We start from the raw sequence: 20,976 nt of genomic DNA on the forward strand, positions 1-20,976 counted from the left end.
ACTTTGACATGATGACATAATGACATTCTGCCTCTGCAACCCATGAACTGCCAATACATCCTCGCCCACGACCTGGGTACGACAGGCAACAAGGCCACTCTTTTTGCTTCCGATGGCACTGTCGTCGCCTCAACTTTCGTCGGCTACGAGACCGATTACCCCCAGCCGAACTGGGTGGAGCAGGATCCTGCCGACTGGCGGGAGGCACTGTTTGGTGCCACTCGCAGGTTGCTCTCCGAGTCAGGGGTGAACCCGGGCGAGGTTGCCGTGGTGAGTTTCAGCGGACACATGAATGGCGCCCTGGTGGTGGACGCCGCTGGCGTGCCGCTGCGCCCGGCCATCATCTGGGCGGATCAGCGAGCCACAGACCAGGAGTGCTTTATCAGAGACCGCTGCGGCAACGACGAAACCTACCGGGTAACTGGCAACCGCGTCAGTCCGGCCTACACCGCGGCCAAGCTGCTCTGGATAAAGGACAACCAGCCGGAAGTTTTTGGCAGGATTCACAAAGTTCTGCAAGCCAAGGATTACGCGGCCTTTCTTTTCTGCGGAGTTCTGGCGACCGATTACTCCGACGCTTCGATGACCCAGCTGCTGGATCTGGAAGAGCTAACATGGTCAGGGGACCTGCTGGATCGCCTGGAGTTGGACGAGTTGTTGCTGCCAGAGCTGCATACCAGTGCCACCGTAATTGGTGAAGTAACGGTTGAAGCAGCCAGCGCTACCGGGTTGCGAGCCGGGACACCGGTGGTGATCGGCGGCGGGGATGGCGCCTGTGCCTCTGTCGGTGCAGGATCGGTGCGGGATGGCGAGGTCTACAACTATATTGGCTCTTCCTCGTGGGTGGCGCTAACGACGGATAAGCCGGTTCTTGATCCCCTCCAACGCACCTTTAACTTCGTTCACCTGGATCCATCGTTGTATGGTGCACTGGGAACTACGCAGACGGCAGGCGGCGCCTACGATTGGTTTGAGCGCCTGGTCAGGGTCAATGCAGAGCAATATCCCCAATATGCCACTCTCGACGGGCTGGCAGCCGGCGTGCCGCCCGGGAGCCAGGGTCTGCTCTTCCTGCCCTATCTTCTGGGCGAACGCAGTCCTCACTGGAATCCCCTGGCCCGCGGCGCTTTTGTCGGCCTGGCCATGTCCCATGGGCGCCCTGAGTTAGCCCGCTCTGTTCTGGAGGGCGTTGCCTTTAATCTGCGCCATATCCTGGACGTTCTGCGCGTTCAGGGAGTCGCGATCCCCGAAATGCGTTTGATTGGCGGCGGCGCCAAGAGCAAGCTGTGGCGACAGATTCTTGCGGATGTGTATGCACTTCCTGTGGTGCAATTGCAGTTGCCGGCCCAGGCGACCTCGCTTGGTGCTGCCGTCGCCGGCGGTATTGGCGTTGGGCTGTTTCCAGATTATACTGTGGTCCAGGACCTGGCGCCCGCGATCTCGCGGGTTTATCCCGACCCCGATGCTGTTGCCATTTACGAAGGACTATTCCCGCTGTTCAAAAAGACCTATTGTCTGTTGGAACCGGTATTCCAAGAATTGGCCACGTTCGCGCGTCAGGCCATCGAGTAGGAGGAGTTATGCCCTGGGAAACCATCCTTCATCTGCACGACTGCCATTTTGGTGACAGGGATCGGCTACTTGCCGAACACGAGGATCTCTCCGCAGGGACCTTCCGCTATCGCACTGGCGTGGCAGCATTGATCTTATCCAACCGGGTCGGGACCATTACCGTGCTACCCTTTCAGGGCCAGCAGATCTGGGACGCCGAGTACTATGGACGGGCGTTGACGATGAAATCCATGTTCGACGTCCCCTTCCCGACCACGGATTATCTGCGCACCTACGGCGGTTTTTTGTTACACTGCGGCGCGACTGCCATGGGGGTGCCATCGGCCAAGGATACCCATCCCTTGCACGGAGAACTTCCAAATGCCCCTTACCAGTCGGCTCGCCTGCTCATCGGCGAAGACGAGCGGGGGTCATATCTTGGCGTGACGGGTGATTTTCAATACACGGTGGCCTTCAGCCACAACTATGTTGCTGAACCCACAGTCAAGATATACCAGGATTCCAGCCGTATTTCGGTGTCAATGATAATCAGGAACCTGAAGCACTCCGATATGGAATTGATGTATCTGGCCCACGCCAACTTTCGTCCGCTGGACAACAGCCAGCTCGTCTACAGCGCCCCATGTACGCCGGAGCATGTGCGGGTTCGCAGCAGCATTCCCTCCCACATTCGTCCACCTGCCGGCTATCGAGATTTCCTGGCGGAACTGGAAGCTGATCCCTCGAGGCATAACCTGCTGGCGCCCGATCTCGCCTTCGACCCCGAGGTAGTCTTCTATGTCGATTACCTGGCTGATGAGCAGGGTTGGGCCCATAGCATGCAGGTGCACCCCAGCGGTTCAGCTGATTTCATCAGCCACCGACCCGATCAATTGGACCATGGTGTGCGCTGGATCAGCCGCACAGCGGACCAGGATGGATTGGGCATCATTCTGCCTGCCACGGCCGAGCCGGAAGGGTATTCTGCCGAAATGGCCAAGGGCAATATCAAGACTATTGCAGCGGGTGAAGAGTTCCGGGTGGACATGGAGATGGGCGCTCTGCAGCCAGACGAAGCCGCCGCGTTGCAGGCCAGGATTGGGCAGATTCTCGGCGGTTGACCCACAGATTGCCGGTGAAAAGCGCACTGGCTTTCGGGTCAGCAAAACATCGATAATCCCGGATAACCCAAACGGAGGAAGAAGTTGAAAACAATAGCACCGATCGTCGTCGAGCCGGATGTTGTGCCGGCTCTTGTAAACTATCTCAGGGAACAAGATCTGAGCCGGCTCACCCTGGTTGCGGACGACAATACCTATGCTGCTCTGGGCGAAAGAGTAGCGCAGGCGCTGACCGAAAAAGGCATCGACTTGCTGGAGATTCGCCTGGAGGGCGAGGAGATCGTTCCAGACGAGCGGTTTGTCATGCAGGTGCTGGAGCAGGTAGGTGGCGATCGACGCACCTACCTGGCTGTCGGTTCCGGAGTCGTCACCGATATCGTGCGTTTCGTAAGCCACCGCACGGGCAAAGATTTCATTTCGATACCCACCGCGCCGTCGGTGGATGGCTATACCTCGGTGAGCTCAGCCCTGGTGTTGCAACGGATAAAAAAGACTGTGCCGGGCCAGCCACCCGTGGCCATCTTTGCCGATCTGGAGACTCTTTCTACCTCGCCACGTCCCATGATTGCGGCCGGATTCGGCGATGTCATAGCGAAATACACCTCCGTCGCCGATTGGACCTTGGGCGGTATGCTTTGGAATGCGCCCTATGACGCGTCGGTGGCCGATCGAGCACGCCGCGCCCGCAACGCCTGCGCTGACAGGGTTGAACTGGTGGGCGAGGGGACATGGGAGGGTGTGCAGAGTGTCTTCGACGCCCTGTCTGAGACCGGTCTCTGCATGTTGGCTATTGGCGCTTCCTATCCCGCCGGTGGCTCCGAACACTATGTCTCGCACTATTGGGAGATGAAATTGCTTCAGGAGGATCGGCCGGCACTGCTGCATGGCGCCAAGGTGGGTGTAGGCACCGTGTATACTGCAGGGTTGTATGAGGCGCTGCGCAAGGTGTCCCGGGAGCAAGCCATCGAGCGCCTGCAGACAACGCCCATGCCCGATCCTGAACGAGATCGGGCGCGGATACGAGAAAGCTACTGGTCGATCGCCGATTCGATTATCGAGGAGCAAGCGGGCTATCTGGAGATGTCGCCAGCGGACTACGAGGGGCTCCAGAACAAGGTCATCGAGAACTGGGATGGCATCCAGGAAGCCGCCGCGGATGTGCCTTCATCGAGCCAATTGGCAAGCTGGCTGCGTACCGTCGGTGGTCCTGTAACGGCCGCCGACCTGGGATTTACTGATGCCGAGCGCGATCTGGCCCTGTCGGTGAGCCACTTCATGCGCGAACGTTTCACCGTCTATAAGTTGAGTCGCATGCTCGGCCTGATCGGCTGATGGTCAAGAAGGAAGACCATCTCGCCGCCACGATTCTGGCGCCAAGGAACCATCACTCCCGCTGTCATCCTCGCGAAACCGGGGAAGGCGGGAGTCCATTTCACAGGTTGTAGGGGGAGCGGTGGTGGTGTCGACGAAACGTTCTGTCGACGCGGGTCCAGGAGGGATAATGGATCCCCGCCGACCTAAACACCGGTGAAATCAAAAACCATAACCACAGCACTGTGCTGAGCGAAGCCGAAGTGTGACGCTGATAAACAAGGTGAGGCCGATGCCGGTTACAACCAACGGTCGGTGCCAACAGTCTCCAGGTGCTTCACCAGATCGCGGACCTCTTGCTCTCGCCCGCGCGGACAGATCAGAAGAGCATCTTTCGTATCGATGATGATCATGCCATCCAATCCAATGGTGGCGATGAGTCTTCCGGTGCCTTCAGCCATGATGAGGGTATCGCGCGTGTCGATTCCCAGATGTTTACCCAACACAATATTGCCCTGTTCATCGGCATTCAATAGTGGAAGAAGGCTGCCCCAACTGCCCACGTCGGACCAGCCGATGTCTACGGGGATGACCGCCACGTCGCCGGCGTCTTCCATGATGCCGTAGTCGATCGTCTGCTTCGCTACCTCGGGCCACACCCGATCCAGCACCTGTTCATAATCAGCGGTTCCTATGGTTGGCTCTATCTCTTTCAGTTGAGCGTAGAACTCGGGCATCTGGCGTTCGAATTCCCCGAGAATGCGGTCCACCTGCCAGATGAACATGCCACTGTTCCAGGAAAAGTTGCCGCTATCCACCATCCAGTTAGCCGTTTCCAGATCGGGCTTTTCGGTGAAGCGAACAGCGCGAAATGCCTCGAAACCATCGACAACCGCCAGGAGTTCCCCCTGTTCGATGTAGCCAAAGCCGGTCGAAGGGGAGGTTGGCGAGATGCCCAATGTCACCAGATGCTCCTGGCTGGCAACCTGCACGGCCGCCGCCAGGGCCTGCCGGAACTGCTCAGTGTCGGCGATGAAGTGGTCGGCGGTCAGCACCGCCATTACCGCGGTGGGATCTTGCCGGCGCAGATGAATGGCTGCCAGGCCGATGGCGGGTGCGGTGCCCCGTCCCTCCGGCTCGACGATAAAATTCGTTCTGGGCAGATCTGGCACCTGGCCCGATAGGATATCAACGTGTTCGGCGCGGGTGACCACATAGACCTGTTCGGGCGGCGTAAGATCGATGATTCTGTCCACGGCATGCTGCATCATCGTACGCTCGCCCACCAACTTGAGCGATTGTTTGGGCTGTAATAAACGGCTTAGTGGCCAGAGTCGTGAGCCGATACCACCGGCCATAATCAGGGCATAAGTCATTGTTTGCTCCTCGCCTGGCATTCGGATAGATCAGTGTTCAACCAGGCTGCAGCCAACGATGTCCTCGTCGTAGGTCATGATGAGGTCCTGGCCAGGTTGCAGGGTCAAAAAGTCCTCGTTCCAGTCGCCATTCAGCAGCCGGCGGATGAGTACCAGATTTCCTGTAAGTTTCTCGAAGGCCCACCCTCGCCTCTTGGCAGCCGCGCGCGCCTCAGACTCCACCTGGCTGGAATCACCAATCTCCATGTCGACGAAGGCAGCACGTTGGTAGTGTGCCTGCCATTCTCCCATAACTTCCATGAGATAATCGGCGTTATCCTTGCCATACTTTTCCACATACTCGGCATAGATATTGCCCGCATCATCGCCCGTATTTGCGCCCAATGCCATCGAACCACCCGCACCGTTGCCGCGCTCCACGTAGTCCAGGGCATACCAATAGGTACCCGGTTGGGTCTCAAACTGGGCATCATAGCGCTGGCGGCTGCCCAGGAAGAGGGTAATGCAGTCATGGGCCCGCGGGATGACGATTGGCCTGTCACCAGCCTTCAATCCGGCTGTGGCCTGTCCACATAATCCATAGCCAAGGAGGACGGCATCGTATTGTTGGGACTGGTCGACCCGGCTCTGCAATTCCGCTCGCAACACTTTGGGGTGGTCGTGCAGGCCACGCTCAAGCAGATCGACATCGACGATGTGAGGGGACTGGGCTGCACAGAGGTAAATGGGGCGTGCCAGGACATCACAGGCAATACACTTCAGGCGCATAGACGTTTCGCTCCTTTGATTCTTCACCGTGTCGTGTGGCGGCAAGTATAACACCAATGGGGCATTCCAGGCCATTCTTGATCGCAGACGGAAGACCGCAGACCACCGACGGAAGACCGCCTACCGAAAACAGCGGTCAGCGGTCCGCCGTCCTCTGGAAGCGGTCTGTCGTCTTCTGGAACTGCATCAACGCTCTTTGTGGGATGACTTCTTGAGCATACAGGGCGTGGCCACTGTGAGCAGCTGAAAACCCTGTTTTGCCAGGATCGGCCGGCTCATATCCCCAGCATCTACCACCAGGAAACGATAGCCTCTTTCGATGGCATCCTGAGCTCGTTTGGCAAGCAATGCGCTATACAACCCCCGGCCGCGGTAGGAGGCAACGGTTGATCCTCCCCAAAGGCTGGCGAAATGGCTGTCAGGATGAAAGTTGATCCAACCGGCACAGGCCGGTTCCTCTTCCACGTAGGCAGCATAGATATGCAAGTAGCCTGGTATGTCCAGTTCGCTACCCAGGCGTTCGTTGATCCAGCCGAAGTCCCGTTGCCATACCTGCTCTTGAATCTGAATCACATCTCCCAGTTGCTGGCGGCACTCGATCCGGCGAATATCGGCGGCGACTGGATCGAAAAGAGCTGGCGGTACCTGGTGTAAATCGAGCACCATGACCGCTTCCGATTCATCGGCCTCGAATCCCTGGGCGATGAGGCGATCCCTCAAGTCTGTGGGGGTATCGTGGGAATGGACCTTCCACTCGACGGGAAGATCGGCATGGACGAAATCGACGCGCTGTTGCTGGATCACTGCATCGGCGTTGGTTTCGTCAAGCCGGCTGTACAGAATGAAATGGCTGCCTGGTGGATCCGCGATGAAACGCACGACATGAGGCAGGATCTCTTTTTTTGATCCAGGATAGTTCACCTCGATTCGCAGTTCCTTGTCGTAGAGTGCCAGGATCTCCTGGATATCCGTTCGGCGCGCAGGATCACCTTTTTGGTTTGGCTTAGCGGTTGTCATGGGGGCGGCTTACTCTCCTTTGATCGCACTGGCAGTCATGCCAGCCTGATACAATTTTAGCATAGACGAACAATGCGTCAAAGGAGGAAGTAGGCGAGGAGGAAGTAGACAAGGAAACAAGGAAACAAATAGACAAGTCAACATGATCGTTGGCACACCAGCAACGATGAAAATGCAGGATGGCACTGTCAACCCTTCACGGGATACCTACCGAGCTCTCGCATCGCCTGCTACCTAGCTAGCTCTCGCACCGCCTGCTGGCGTCACGCACCGCTTGCTACCTCACGGATCGGCTGCTGCCGTGCCTCCCGACACGCCTAGCTCACGCACCGCTTGCTAGCGTGCTGGCGTAGCGTGCTGGCGTGGCGTGGGTTCCGGCGCAGGTGTTAACCAATTGTCAATTGATCATTAGCCCGGCTCCTGGTGTGTCGGCTAACTTGTCTACTTATTTACTTGTCTACCTGTTTACTTATCTACTTGTCTACTTGCTTCTTTGGTCCCTGTTCCCCTGTTTCCTTTCCCACTTTTTCCGCAAGCCTTGACTCCCCAAAACTTGTATGCTAAGATACATCGTGAGCGTTATCGGGAACGATCACATGCCCGAATCGACCTCTTAACCAACGTCTAAGGAAGACGCCATGCTATTTCGGAGCGGGGCATGAAGCCCCGTCATCGCGTGGAGATGGCTCTCCACCACCAGCAGTCCGACCGCTGCCCTATGCAGGTCAGCTTCACCCCGGAGTTCGCCGATCGTTTGCGGGCCGACCTGGCCATTTGGGGCAGGAAGGTCCATAACCCGCACGGCGGTGGCAACACCTATGAGTTGGAACGTAGTCTGGGCGAGGACCTACTGCTTAGCTCTGTCGGCTGGGCCAATTCCTACTACATGGAGGACAAGCCCTACACCGATGAATGGGGCGTGAGCTGGGATGTGCAAGCCTACCGGACCCCTTTCGGCGTTGGCCATTACACCGAGATCGTCAGTCACCCTCTCGCTGACGACGAGGCCATCCCGGGCTACCAGTCCCCGGACCCCGATCGCCCCGAACTCTATAGCGACGCCGGGACGATGGTCCAGAGATTCGGGGATGACTACTGGATTGTCGGCGTCACCGTAACGACGATCTTTGAAACGGCCTGGGCCCTTCGGGGATTGCAGCAGACCCTGATGGACATGGTGCTTGAGCCAGACCTGACCCAACAGCTTTTTGATATTCCCTTTCACTACCATCTGAAAGCAGCAAAACGCCTGGTGGAACTTGGTGTGGATATGATCTGGACCGGGGACGATGTCGGTTCCCAGGACCGGATGCTTATCTCGCCCGCCATGTGGCGCAAATTTCTGAAACCCCGGATGGCAACCTTCATCGCCGAACTCAAATCCATCAATCCCCACCTGAAGGTCGCCTATCATTCTGACGGCGATATCTTGCCCGTGATTCCCGAACTGATCGAAATCGGCGTCGATGTACTCAATCCGATTCAACCTGCCAGCATGGATCCCGCTGAGATAAAAAGACGTTTTGGCGACCACCTCTGTTTTTGGGGAACCATCGACGAGCAGCATACGCTGCCCTTCGGTTCGCCGGACCAGGTCGTCGCCGAGGTGCTGGAGCGCCTGCGGACCATCGGCAAGGGTGGCGGATTGATCCTCGCGCCGACTCACAATGTTCAACTGGATACGCCCCTGGCCAATTTCTGGGCGATGGTGAATACCATTCGGGATACTCCCTATACTTCCGTTTCATAAGCCGTCGCCGGTGACGTCGTAAATCTGTTATGCGATACACATCACGCATTTCGTGAGCAACTATCCGACTCATCTAAGGTCTGATCATCATCGTTTCCGTCTCGATGCATGCTATTTTACAGCGCCGGGCGCGCAAATAACGAGCTAATTCAGAATTGGTAACGGCAAACGACAAGGGTCGTCATGAAAAAACAACGCGTTACGATCCGAGAGGTGGCCAACGAGGTTGGGGTTTCCATTCAAACGGTATCGCGCGTTCTCAACGAGCGGCCTGACGTCGCGCCGGAGACCCGGGAACGCATCCTGGAGGTGATTGACCGCCTTCAGTACCGGCCCAGTGCTCTGGCGCGCAGCCTCATCAAACAACGCAGCGCCATGCTCGGTGTCGTCACGGCTGGCCTGAGCTATATTGGCCCATCTCGAACTTTGAATGGCATCCTGGTTCAGGCTGAAACAATGGGCTATTCCCTTCTGCTGGACGAGTTGCCTTCCTTTGAGACAGGCAACGCGGAACCCATTCTCAACCGGATGCTCGCCCGCCAGGTTGATGGATTGATCTGGGCCGTTCCTGAGGTTGGAAACAACAGGCAACATTTGCTGGACCGTCTTCCCAATCTGCCCGTACCGATCGTCTTTCTGACAATGCGTCCCCATGACGATTTGACCGTCGTGTCTGTCGACAACCGTATGGGCGGACATCAGGCTACAACCCATCTCCTGGAACAGGGGTTTCGCCAGATTGCGCATATGGCCGGACCGCTGAGCTGGTGGGAGGCCCAACAACGCAAGGCCGGATGGGCATCAGTTTTGGCCGACGCCGGGCTGCCGATGGACGATCGTTTCCTGGTGCAAGGTAATTGGTCCAGCAGTAGCGGCGAGCGGGCGGCAAGGCAATTGCTCCGGCAGTATCCGGAAATGGACGCGGTCTTTGTAGCCAACGACCAGATGGCCCTGGGGATAATGCATGTGGCCAGGCAGCAGGGCCTCACCCTGCCGGAGGATCTGGCCATTGTCGGTTTCGACGGCATTCCCGAGTCTGCTTACTTCAGCCCACCATTGACCACCGTGCATCACGATCTTTTTGAAGTGGGTGCAACGGCAGTCAAACAAGTCGTGCGCATGATCGAGGTGGCGCAAAACTCACAGGAAACTGAAACCAAAAGTATTCTGATCAAACCGAAGTTGATTGCTAGAGAGAGCACGCAATTTCGGTCGAAATAGATATTGTTCGTTGGTGAACTTTTTTCGATTTTGTAAGCCTGACTGGCTCTCTCTGTTCCAACGGGATGGGATAGTCAATCAACCAAAAAGGAGATTTTTCGATGAGTACAATTACGTTGGGCTTGATTGTGGGAAACCGTGGATTCTTCCCCAGCCACCTCTGCGAGAGCGGCCGTGAGATCGTGCTGAAGGTATTGGCAGAAGAGGGAATCAATGTGATCGCGCTGTCGCCGGAGGATACGGAATATGGCAGCGTCGAAAGCCTTAGCGATGCGCAGAAGTGTGCCGATCTGTTCAAGAATCATAAAGAGGAGATCGACGGTGTGTTGGTGACCCTGCCCAACTTTGGCGACGAGCGGGCTATCGCCAACACCTTGCGCTGGGCAGATCTGAATGTGCCTGTGCTGGTGCAAGCCTTCCCGGACGATGTCACCCGCATGGGTCTCGCCGACCGCCGAGATTCCTTCTGTGGGAAAATGTCGGCCTGCAACAACCTGCACCAATATGGCATCAAGTATTCCCTGACCAGGTTGCACACTGTAGACCCCGAAAGCGCCGCCTTTCGGGAAGACCTGCGAAATTTCACTGCGACATGCCGGGTGGTGAACGGCTTGAATGGGGCGCGAATCGGCCTTCTGGGTGCCCGCCCGACTGCTTTCAACACCGTACGTTTCAGCGAAAAGCTTCTTGAACGCTCAGGTATTTCCACCGAGACTCTCGACCTGTCAGAGGCCTTCGGACGGGCTGAGGCGCTGCGAAAAGACTCGGCCAAGGTCAACGCCAAGAGAGAGTTCATTGCCGGGTATATCGCGGCAGACAAGGCACCGGCCGATGCCATGGACAGGATGGCCCGATTTGGGGTTGTCATCGACGACTGGATGGCCGACAACAACCTGCAGGCCAGCGCTGTTCAGTGCTGGACCTCCATGCAGGAGTATTTTGGGGTCATGCCATGTACCTTGATGAGCATCATGAGCAATGGCCTGATGCCATCGGCCTGTGAGACGGACGTGGCTGGAACGGTCGCGATGTACGCGCTGGCTCTGGCGTCCGGGCAGCCCAGTGCCCTGGTGGACTGGAACAACAACTACGGTGAGGATCCAAACAAGGGTGTCTTCTTCCATTGCTCCAACCTGCCAAAGGATGTTTTCGTCGACGACCTGATTTCACCGAACGATATTCCGGTCATGAGAGACCACGACATCCTCTCCAACGCCGTGCCACGGGAGCAGACCTGGGGCACCATTCAGGGACGGGTCAAGTCGGAACCCTTTACCTATGCCCGTGTTTCCACCGATGATTTCAACGGTGAGATCGTCGCCTATCTCGGTGAGGGTGTGCTTACCGATGATCCCTTGACGACCTTTGGCGGTTATGGTGTTTTCCAGGTACCGGAGCTTCAGAAGCTTCTCGCTTACATCTGCGAGAATGGCTACGAGCATCATGTTTCTATCAACCTTTCGCAGACCGCCGGCGCCATCGAGCAGGCGTTCAGGAAATACCTGGGCTGGAAGGTTTATCATCACGGATAGCAGCTTCCATGAACTCCCATGAGCCCCGACGAACTCCAACGAGTACCTACCGCTAATACAACGAGAGTCAACTATGACCGAAATCAACCCAAAACTTACCCGCATTCAAGATCTGCTGAATCAACGTGGGCTCGACGCATTGCTTTTGCGGCGGGTCAGCAGCTTTGCCTGGGCGACCTGTGGCGCTGCTTCCTATGTCAATACGGCAACCGCCGATGGTGATTCCGCGCTGCTCATCAAGCCCACCGAGCGCTACCTGATCACCAACAACATCGAGGCGCCGCGGCTGATGGACGAGGAAGGTGTTGTCGCGCAGGGCTGGCAGGTGCTGGTGACCCCGTGGAATGAGCCCAGTCAGGTGGTCGAAAAACTAACTGAGGGATTGCGCCTTGGTGCCGATGGTCCCTATCCGGGTGCAGAGAACCTGGCGGCTGACCTGGCTCGCATGCGCTCCCTGCTCACTCCGGAAGAGGGTGAGCGGATGCGCAGGCTTGGCCGGTTATGCGCCGATGCGATGGAAAGCGCGATTCGGGCCGTCAAACCAGGGCAGACCGAGTACGAGATCGCTGGCATCCTTGCCGGCGAAGCAGAGAGCCGGGGTGTTCAGGCAATCGTCAATCTGATAGCGACCGACGAGCGCATCTTCGCTTTCCGGCATCCCTTGCCTTCGGACAAACGGCTTGATCGCTACGCCATGCTCGTCCTTTGTGGAAGGCGTCAGGGCCTGGTCTGCTCTGTGACACGGCTGGTGCATTTTGGCCGGCTGCCGGACGAGCTGCGATTCAAATCTGAGGCGGTGGCCCACGTCGATGGTGTATTTATCACCGCCTCACAACCTGGAAAAACCCTGGCCCAGGTCTTCGACGAGGGCATTTCTGCCTACGCACACAATGGTTTCCCCGATGAGTGGCGGCTCCATCATCAAGGAGGCCTGGCCGGCTATGAGCCCAGGGAACTGGTGGCCACAGCCAGTTCGTTGGATAGGATTGCCGCCGGGCAGGCATTCGCCTGGAATCCCTCGATAACCGGTACCAAATCGGAGGATACCATTCTGGTCGGTGAGCAAAGCAACGAGGTCGTTACGCCGATTGCCGATTGGCCGATGATCACCGTTGACGTCGCTGGGCAGACCATTGAGCGTCCCGCAATCCTTGAAGTAACTTAGGACGCTGATGGTCGCTCTGGGCGATCTGATATCAAGCATAAGGTGCAACGCACTTTCTCATATAGATCCAAAGGTGTCATTGGATCGGATCTTGATTCATATCGGCTTGATTTTGTGAACCAAGTGCGTCGCACCTGAGTAGTTACCGAAAAGTGAACGATTCTGGCCGTTTTTTGTGCCAGCGAAACCCTTGTTGGAGGTCAACATGAGCAAGTACGCAATTGGCGTAGATTTCGGAACAGAGTCGGGCCGCGCCGTACTGGTGGACGTATCAAATGGGCATGAGATCGCCCAGGCAGTCCATCCATACGCTAACGGGGTCATCGACGAACGTCTTCCCAACAGCGGAATCCCGCTGGAGCCGGACTGGGCGCTGCAGGATCCCAATGACTATCTTGAGGTGTTCAAGCGAGCGATCCCGGCCCTGTTCGAACAGACCGACGTGGATCCGGCTGACGTGATTGGCATCGGCATCGACTTTACCGCCTGCACTATGCTGCCCACCAGGGCGGACGGCACGCCGTTGCGTTTTCTGCCCGAGTGGCGGGACAATCCCCATGCCTGGGTCAAACTATGGAAGCATCATGCGGCTCAACCTGAAGCCAATGCCCTGAACGCGATCGCCGAAGAGATGGGTTTTTCCTTTCTCGATCGTTACGGTCGCAGAATCAGTTCGGAGTGGTTTTTTCCGAAGGCGTGGCAGATACTGGACGAGGCCCCCGATGTCTACGCGGCGGCCGAGCGTCTGATCGAAGGTGCGGACTGGGTCGTATGGCAGCTCACTGGCGAGGAGAAGCGCAACTCCTGCACCGCCGGCTACAAGGCTATCTGGTCCAAGCGTGAAGGATTCCCGGCCAGCGGGTTTTTTGAGGCGCTCGATCCGCGCATGGAGAACATCGTCGAAGAGAAGATGTCGACGGAGCTCTACCCATTGGGAGACAGGGCTGGCGGACTGACCGAAGCGGCGGCGGACTGGACAGGCCTCAAGCCAGGTACTGCGGTCGCCATCGGCAACGTCGATGCCCACGTAGCCGTACCAGCAGCGGGCGTCGTCGAGCCTGGACGCATGGTGATCATCATGGGAACTTCCAACTGTCACATGGTGATGGGAACCGAAGAGCATATGGTTCCAGGAATCTGCGGCTACGTAGAGGATGGCATCATTGCCGGCTATTTCGGCTATGAAGCGGGCCAGTCCTGCGTGGGCGATCACTTCGCCTGGTTCGTGGACAACTGTGTGCCTGCAGCCTACGAAGAGCAGGCCCGGGACCGCGGATTGACGGTCCATGATTTGCTGGAGAAGAAGGCTGCCGAGCTAAAGGTGGGCCAAAGCGGCCTGGTTGCCCTCGACTGGTGGAACGGAAACCGCAGCGTTCTGGTGGATGTGGATCTGACAGGGCTTTTGCTTGGCGCGACTCTGGCGACCAAATCTGAGGAGATCTACCGGGCATTGATCGAGGCTACGGCCTACGGTACTCGCATGATCATCGAAACTTTCGAAGAGCACGCGGTACCTGTCGACGAGATTGTCGCGACTGGCGGATTGCCCGACCGCAACGCACTGCTCATGCAGATCTATGCCGATGTCACCGGGCGATCGATTCGAGTCGCTGAAACGAGTCAGGGCGGTGCACTGGGATCAGCCATGCACGGCGCGGTCGCCGCCGGCAGTGCGGCGGGTGGATATGACACTGTTGCCGATGCCGCGGAGAAGATGGCTCGTCTTCGGGATGTTGTCTACGAACCGATCCCGGAAAACAAGGCGGTCTACGACAGGCTGTATGCCGAGTATGTTATTCTTCATGACTATTTCGGCCGGGGTGCCAACGACGTGATGAAACGGCTGAAGGAACTGCGGGCAGAGGTGTTGGCGCTCGGTGACTGATGTCATCATGTCATATTGACATTCTGATATTCTGGCATTCTGATATATTGACATGATTGGTGGGAACCATGAGCTTGATTGGACTTGACGTAGGAATTACCGGTTGCAAGGCGGTGGCCTTCAATCTCAATGGCGTTGCGCTGGGAGAGGCTTACTCTGAATACCGGCTGTATCAGCCCCGGCCAGGCTGGATGGAACTTGATCCCGCCGAGGTGTGGGATGCGGTCACTGGTGTCATTCAGAGGGTGACGGCATCCGTCCAGGGAGACCCTGTGCGGGCCATCAGCATCTCAACCCACGGGGAGTCGGTAGTGCCGGTGGATGCCCGGGGCAAGCCTCTCTACGGCTTCATTACTGCTATCGATACCCGGGCTGAGGCCCAGGCCCGCTGGTGGGCTGAGGAGGTGGGCAAGGAGCGGCTGTTTCGCATCACCGGCGTGCCTTTGCATCCCATGTACACGGTCAACAAACTGATGTGGCTGCGGGAGCGGGAGCCAGACATCTTTGCGCAGGCCGACCGCTTCCTCTGCATGCAGGATTTTCTCTTCTACCGGATAGGCTTGCCGCCGACCATGGACTATTCTCTGGCGACCCGCACCATGGCCTTCGACGTGACTCGTCTGGACTGGTCGCAGGAGCTGCTGGCGCTGGCGCAGATCGACGTGAGGCGTCTCTCCGGGACGGTGGAGTCCGGGACGGTGATAGGAACCATCCCCGAGCCAATGGCGGATACCCTGGGGCTGGCGCCCGGCGTGGTAGGGGTTACTGGCGGGCACGATCAGCCTTCCGGTGCCCTGGGCTGCGGTGCCATCACCGAGGGCGTCGCCATGGACTCCACGGGCACCGTAGAGTGCGTCGGGCTTGCCACACCTCGTTTGGTGCTGGATGAGGCGTTGATGCGGAACAATCTGCCCATCGCGCCGCACACAGCACCGGGCATGTACATGGTGCTGGGGTACAGCGCTACAGCGGGCGCGCTGATGCGCTGGTATCGCGATAACTTCGCCCGTGCCGAGCAGATGGAGGCGGATCGCACCGGCCAGGATGTCTATGATCTGATCCTTCGGCAGGCCGACTCGGATCCTTCTCCTGTGCTGATCCTGCCCCACTTCATCGGTAGTGGCACCCCCTGGCTGGATCCCGCGTCCAAGGGCGCGATCCTGGGCCTGGATCTCAGCACTACTGCGGGGCAGGTCATCAAGGGCATGATCGACTCCGTAAGCTACGAGATCAAGTTGAGTCTGGATGCCATGGAGAAGGCCGGCATCGAGGTGCGGGAGCTACGGGCCTTTGGAGGTGGCGCCAAATCGCCACTGTGGTTGCAGACGAAGGCCGATATCTACGGCAAACCGGTGGTGGCGATGGATGTTGCCCAGGCTCCCTGTTTGGGTGTGGCCATTCTGGCCGGAATAGCAACCGGGGCGTTCGCGACGGCACAGGACGGGGTCGATCAGATGGTTCGCTGTGGTCGAACCTTCGAGCCCGACCGGCACCTGCATGAGGCGTACATGGAAAAGGCTGAAGTGTATGCCCAGGTCTATCCCACGCTGCGGGAGTTAAACCACCAGCTGTGAGCGCTGGTAATGTGGAAGGGAGCGATTGCGAAGGGACAAAAACGCCAAAAACGTTTGGCAAATCACCTTCGTTGGACTATAATGTTGTTACCTGCACCCGCTCGCCTGCAAGATTCGTGGTACCGGATTCTTAAACGACGCCGCGTCGTTTCGTGAAGGAGAAAAAATGTCGATATTAACATCAGAGGGAAGGGCGGTGGTCATCGCAATGGACCATGCCCGCACCCATGGGTATATCGAGGGGCTGGAGGATCCAGGATCCTTGATCGACGAAGTGATTGAGGCTGGCGCCGATGCGATCATGACCACCTTCGGGGTTGTCAAACACTACCGCGATCACCTCGTTGGACGCATTCCTACTATTGTTCGCCTTGATGGCGGGCCGAGCCTTTACTGGGAAGATTGGAAAGCCTACAGCGAGTGGAGTCTGCTCCATTCGGTCGAGGATGCTCTCTTCCTCGGTGCTGACGCCGTTATCGTCAACCTGTTTCTCGCAAGCCCTGTCGAGTTGGCGTCTTATGAAGTGCTGGCGAAAGTCGCCGGTGATTGTCTTCGCGTGAAGTTGCCGGTCATTGTGGAGGCGGTGCCATGCCCCAGCGAACGCATTCCCGATCCCTTTGATACTGAGGCGGCTACCTCGGCCGCTCGCCTGGCCTTCGAACATGGCGCAGACCTGGTCAAGACCTATTACACCGGCGACGGCTTTAGCCAAGTGACGGGTTTTTGCCCGGTGCCTCTCTTGATCGCGGGAGGCGCCAAGATGGATACGGCAGAAGCGGCACTTCAGACGGTCTACGATGCCATGCAGGGCGGCGCTGCCGGCGTCGTCTTCGGGCGCAATATCTGGCAGAGCGACAATATCCCAGGAATGGTTCAGGCTATGCGATGCCTGGTCCACGACGACGGCTCGGTGAGCGACGCTCTTCAAATCCTTTCGTGACACTGCACTGAGTTTGGCTCATCGGTCCTCGGAAACTGTCCAGTAATAACTTCACTGCTTTGGCCGGTCTCCCGACCGTGCCAAACTGCTAAGTTGTTTACGGACAATCACTCAGGTTACTCCTCAAAGGAGGTGATTACCCAGCCACCAATCCTATCTGGTCCTTCGGTTGTGTGTTTACTTGTTCAATCCACCCATCACAGCGTTTCAAGGAGGAAAAGCTGACATGCGCACCATGAGATTCCGCGCCATTCTGTTACTGGTAGTTCTTTCGCTCTTGCTGTCCGCCTGTGCGGCACCGGCAGCACCAGCACCGGCAGCGCCAGCCGTCGAAGAGCCTGTAGCTCCCGTTGTGGACGAAGGCCAGGCGGCCACCGAGGTGGAGGCCGGCGAGTTGCTGCCACCCATTGTTGCCGAGCCCTGTGGCGACGATTGCCCCTACGCGGGCCAGACCGTCACCGTAATCGTCAATACCGCTGGCGAGAAGGGACCCATCTCCGGCCCCTTTTACGAGGTCCGTGACGAGTTCGAGGCCGCAACCGGCGCCACGTTGGAAATCGTCGAAGTGCCCTTTGCCGAACACTTCCCCAAGCTGCTGACCGACATGACCACCGAAACCGGCCAGTATGACACCTCCATCGCCGGTGCCTGGTGGCTGGGTGACCTGGTTGGCGGCGACTTCATCATTCCCTACGACAAGTTCTACGATGATCCCAGCTTCCCCCAGTGGGATATCGAAGATACCCAGCCTGGCCCCCGCGATCTCTTGACCTATGGCGACGCCAAATACATGGTGGCCAACGACCACGACGGCCAGGTCATGTACTACCGCCGCGATCTGCTTGAAGACGCCGATCATCAGGCGGCCTTCCAGGATGAGTATGGTTACGAGTTGGGCGTGCCCCAGACCTGGGCCCAGTTCCGGGATGTGGCCGAATACTTCGACGGCAAGGACCTGAACGGCGACGGCAATCCCGATTCAGGCGTGACGATGCACCTGAAGGTGGGTGGTCAGGGCATGTTCCACTTCATGTCCTTCTCGGCGCCCTTCGTCATCGGTCCCGAGAACCCGAATCTGTACTGGTTCGATCCAGAGACCATGGAGCCTTTGCTGGATAGCCCCGGCCATGTGCGAGCCATGGAGACCTTGGTCGATCTGATCCAGTTCGGACCTGAAGCCATGATGGCCTGGAGCCTGGGCGAGAGCTGGGACCACTTCCTGCGCGGTGAGGCGGCCCTCACCTTCACCTGGGGTGACCTGGGTGCTCTGGCGCAGCAGGAGGGCAGTGCGGTGATGGGCAAGACAGGCGCTGCTCCCATGCCCGGCACGACGGAGTACTACAACATCAACACGGGTGAATGGGTTCAGACTGAGGAGCCCAACCTCGTTGGTAACACCACCGGCGGTTCCTGGGCTGGTGTCATCTCCAAGTTCTCCGACGCCCCCGAGGCGACTTACTACCTGTTGGCCCTCATGGCCACTGAGCCCAAATCACTTACCTACGCTGCCCGTGGCTGGGATGGCGTGGATCCAGGACGCTTCAGTCACTACTTGCCGCCCGACGGCACAGCCGAAATCGATGAGTATCTGGCGGCCGGCTGGGACGAAGCTGACATTCGCGACTACACCAAGGCCTACTTCGACAACTTCAGCGATTCTGATCAATTCCCCTACCTGCGCATCCCCGGCACTTTCGAGTACTGGACGGCGCTGGATATCCACCTCTCCGAGGCAGCTACCGACCAGGCAACGCCGGAGGAAGCCCTTGCGGCGACGGTAGCCGATTTCGAACAGATTTCCGATCGTCTTGGACGTGAAGATCAATTGGACATCTATAAGACATCTCTGGGTCTGGAATAAACCTGCTTCCAGCTCCGCCACAAGGACTGGCAGTCCAAAGCACCGCATTCGATGAGGGCGGCCAGGACTGCCAGTCCAGCGAGAGGTCTTGGAAGGAAAACGACATTGAGCCAAACAAGTGAGGGTCTTCCACCTGTTCCAGAGTCACCCACCGAAGCAGCGGTCGCTCCAGTATCTGCCACGCGCACGGATCGCACAAAATCCCTTTTCATCTTACCTGCGGTCGTCTGGATCCTGCTCTTCACCATATTTCCCCTGCTGTACGCTCTGCGCACCAGCTTCTATAGTTTCCGCTACGGCAAGATCAACCAGTTTGTCGGCCTGGACAATTTTGCTCGCCTGTTCACCGACCAGAATCTGCATTCGGGCCTGAAAGTCACGCTGATCTTTGTCACCGTCACGGTTACCGTCGAGATGCTTCTCGGATTCGGCTTGGCGATCCTGTTGAACCGCGAGATTCGAGGCAGAAACGTTTTGCGGGCGATCATGATCCTGCCCCTATTTGCAACGCCGGTTGCGGTAGGTTATCTGGGAATTACCCTCTACTATGAGCGCAACGGTCCGATCAACTCCCTGGTTCGGCTCCTACTCGGAACGGGAAGCGAGATACCGTGGCTTTCCGATCCCACGTGGGCACTGATTTCGGTGATGATACTGGACATCTGGCAGTGGACCCCGTTTGTCTTTCTGATCTGCCTGGCTGCGTTGCAGGGTTTGCCCCAAGACCTTTTCGAAGCCGCTCGCGTGGATGGAGGCACTGGTCCCCAGCTATTTCGTTACATCACTTTACCGTTGATGACGCCGATCCTCTTTTTGATTCTTCTTCTTCGGTTGGTTGAGGCGTTCAAAGTGTTCGATATTCCAACCAGCCTCACCCTTGGCGGTCCCGGCCGCGCCACTGAGGTTTACAGTCTCTTCACCTACCGCACTGCGCTGCGCTTCTTCGATCACGGCTATGCGGCGGCCCAAGGATTCTTGCTGCTGTTCATCGTGATGTTGATCGTCTCACTGCTTTTCGGGCGTATTCGCGGGCTCTACGAGTATGAGGGATAAACACGATGCAACAAAAAGCAATCACCCTGACCGGTCGAATTGCAGTGGGTGGCGTAATCATCGTGGCGCTGCTTTGGGTGCTTTTCCCATTCTATTGGGCATTCTTGAACTCTATCAAAAACCCGGCTGATACCTTTCAGCCCACCTGGATCCCCTTCCTGCAGTTCCAACCCACGCTTGACCACTGGTTAAGCGAATTGGCTATTCCCGAAATCCGCAGAGCACTTCTCAATAGCACCATTATCTCCGTGGGTGCGGCTACCCTGGCTTCAATCCTGGGTACGCTGGCCGCGTACGCTTTGGCTCGCTTCCGCTTTATCAAGCCAACAAACGGGTCACTTACCACCTGGTTCCTCTCGCAGCGAGTATTGCCGCCAGTGGTGGTGGTCGTGCCATTTTTCCTGCTGATGCGCGAGCTTCACCTGCTGGATTCGGTTTGGTCACTGGTCTTATTGAACGCCACCTTTCTTCTCCCGTTTCCGATTATCATACTCAGCCAAATGTTCCGGGAACTGCCTATTGAACTGGAGGAAGCAGCTCTTGTGGATGGTGCCACTCGCCTTCAGATCTTTACCAGAATTGCCCTGCCGCTGGTGGTACCTGGTTTGGTAGCGACCTGGATCATCTGTATGGCCTTCAGTTGGAACGAGTTTCTTTTCGCTTTAACCCTTACCAGTAAATCGGCGATTCCCATGCCGGTTATTATCGCCGGTGCCGAACATACCCGCGGCGTGCAGTTCTGGTTTGTCGGCGTGCGGGTGCTGCTGACCATGCTGCCGCCAACGATTCTGGCTCTTATGGCCCAACGCTACATTATCCAGGGGCTTACGCTCGGCGCAGTCAAGGGATAG

General features: G+C 57.6%; 16 protein-coding genes. 13 read left to right on the forward strand and 3 right to left on the reverse strand.

Annotated features, from left to right (window positions below):
- The first annotated feature begins 42 nt into the window (after positions 1-42).
- The 3 genes from xylB (at position 43) to U9R25_07500 (ending at position 4,004) form a co-directional block, all read left to right on the forward strand.
- Positions 43-1,572, forward strand: coding sequence for a xylulokinase (xylB, locus tag U9R25_07490; protein ID MEA3335739.1), 1,530 nt, complete (start codon positions 43-45; stop codon positions 1,570-1,572).
- An 8-nt stretch (positions 1,573-1,580) separates the two neighbouring features.
- Entirely contained in the window at positions 1,581-2,672 is a 1,092-nt protein-coding gene (locus U9R25_07495) for a DUF4432 family protein (GenBank protein MEA3335740.1), read from the forward strand.
- 84 nt (positions 2,673-2,756) lie between these two features.
- Positions 2,757-4,004 (forward strand): sn-glycerol-1-phosphate dehydrogenase, encoded by a 1,248-nt coding sequence (locus U9R25_07500; GenBank protein ID MEA3335741.1) that lies wholly within the window; start codon positions 2,757-2,759, stop codon positions 4,002-4,004.
- A gap of 278 nt (positions 4,005-4,282) precedes the next feature.
- Here U9R25_07500 and U9R25_07505 read toward each other — a convergent pair whose 3' ends face one another.
- The 3 genes from U9R25_07505 to U9R25_07515 all read right to left on the reverse strand — a co-directional run bounded on the left by U9R25_07505 (position 4,283) and on the right by U9R25_07515 (position 7,144).
- Positions 4,283-5,359 carry a mannose-1-phosphate guanylyltransferase gene (locus U9R25_07505; GenBank protein MEA3335742.1) on the reverse strand — a complete coding sequence of 359 codons (1,077 nt, stop codon included), beginning with the start codon at positions 5,357-5,359 and terminating at the stop codon, positions 4,283-4,285.
- A 30-nt stretch (positions 5,360-5,389) separates the two neighbouring features.
- Positions 5,390-6,127, reverse strand: a complete 738-nt coding sequence (locus U9R25_07510) for a DUF1638 domain-containing protein (GenBank protein MEA3335743.1) — start codon at positions 6,125-6,127, stop codon at positions 5,390-5,392.
- A 186-nt stretch (positions 6,128-6,313) separates the two neighbouring features.
- Positions 6,314-7,144, reverse strand: coding sequence for a GNAT family N-acetyltransferase (locus tag U9R25_07515; protein ID MEA3335744.1), 831 nt, complete (start codon positions 7,142-7,144; stop codon positions 6,314-6,316).
- A 658-nt stretch (positions 7,145-7,802) separates the two neighbouring features.
- Here U9R25_07515 and U9R25_07520 point away from each other — a divergent pair.
- The 10 genes from U9R25_07520 to U9R25_07565 all read left to right on the forward strand — a co-directional run bounded on the left by U9R25_07520 (position 7,803) and on the right by U9R25_07565 (position 20,976).
- Positions 7,803-8,894, forward strand: a complete 1,092-nt coding sequence (locus U9R25_07520; protein ID MEA3335745.1) for a uroporphyrinogen decarboxylase family protein — start codon at positions 7,803-7,805, stop codon at positions 8,892-8,894.
- A 183-nt stretch (positions 8,895-9,077) separates the two neighbouring features.
- A complete protein-coding gene (locus U9R25_07525) occupies positions 9,078-10,115 on the forward strand; it encodes a LacI family DNA-binding transcriptional regulator (GenBank protein ID MEA3335746.1) in 1,038 nt (345 codons plus the stop codon).
- A 101-nt stretch (positions 10,116-10,216) separates the two neighbouring features.
- Complete coding sequence (locus tag U9R25_07530; GenBank protein MEA3335747.1) at positions 10,217-11,647, forward strand: L-fucose/L-arabinose isomerase family protein; 1,431 nt, start codon at positions 10,217-10,219, stop codon at positions 11,645-11,647.
- Between the two features lie 73 nt (positions 11,648-11,720).
- Entirely contained in the window at positions 11,721-12,812 is a 1,092-nt protein-coding gene (locus tag U9R25_07535) for a M24 family metallopeptidase (protein ID MEA3335748.1), read from the forward strand.
- 205 nt (positions 12,813-13,017) lie between these two features.
- Positions 13,018-14,697 carry a ribulokinase gene (gene araB / locus U9R25_07540; GenBank protein MEA3335749.1) on the forward strand — a complete coding sequence of 560 codons (1,680 nt, stop codon included), beginning with the start codon at positions 13,018-13,020 and terminating at the stop codon, positions 14,695-14,697.
- A gap of 68 nt (positions 14,698-14,765) precedes the next feature.
- Positions 14,766-16,271, forward strand: a complete 1,506-nt coding sequence (locus tag U9R25_07545) for an FGGY-family carbohydrate kinase (GenBank protein ID MEA3335750.1) — start codon at positions 14,766-14,768, stop codon at positions 16,269-16,271.
- A gap of 166 nt (positions 16,272-16,437) precedes the next feature.
- Positions 16,438-17,211 (forward strand): fructose-bisphosphate aldolase, encoded by a 774-nt coding sequence (locus U9R25_07550; GenBank protein ID MEA3335751.1) that lies wholly within the window; start codon positions 16,438-16,440, stop codon positions 17,209-17,211.
- Positions 17,212-17,437: 226 nt separating this feature from the next.
- Positions 17,438-19,072, forward strand: a complete 1,635-nt coding sequence (locus tag U9R25_07555; protein MEA3335752.1) for an extracellular solute-binding protein — start codon at positions 17,438-17,440, stop codon at positions 19,070-19,072.
- Positions 19,073-19,177: 105 nt separating this feature from the next.
- Positions 19,178-20,125 carry a sugar ABC transporter permease gene (locus tag U9R25_07560; protein MEA3335753.1) on the forward strand — a complete coding sequence of 316 codons (948 nt, stop codon included), beginning with the start codon at positions 19,178-19,180 and terminating at the stop codon, positions 20,123-20,125.
- Between the two features lie 5 nt (positions 20,126-20,130).
- Entirely contained in the window at positions 20,131-20,976 is an 846-nt protein-coding gene (locus tag U9R25_07565; protein ID MEA3335754.1) for a carbohydrate ABC transporter permease, read from the forward strand.

It is taken from the genome of Chloroflexota bacterium, assembly GCA_034717495.1.
Classification (GTDB): domain Bacteria; phylum Chloroflexota; class Anaerolineae; order JAAEKA01; family JAAEKA01; genus JAYELL01.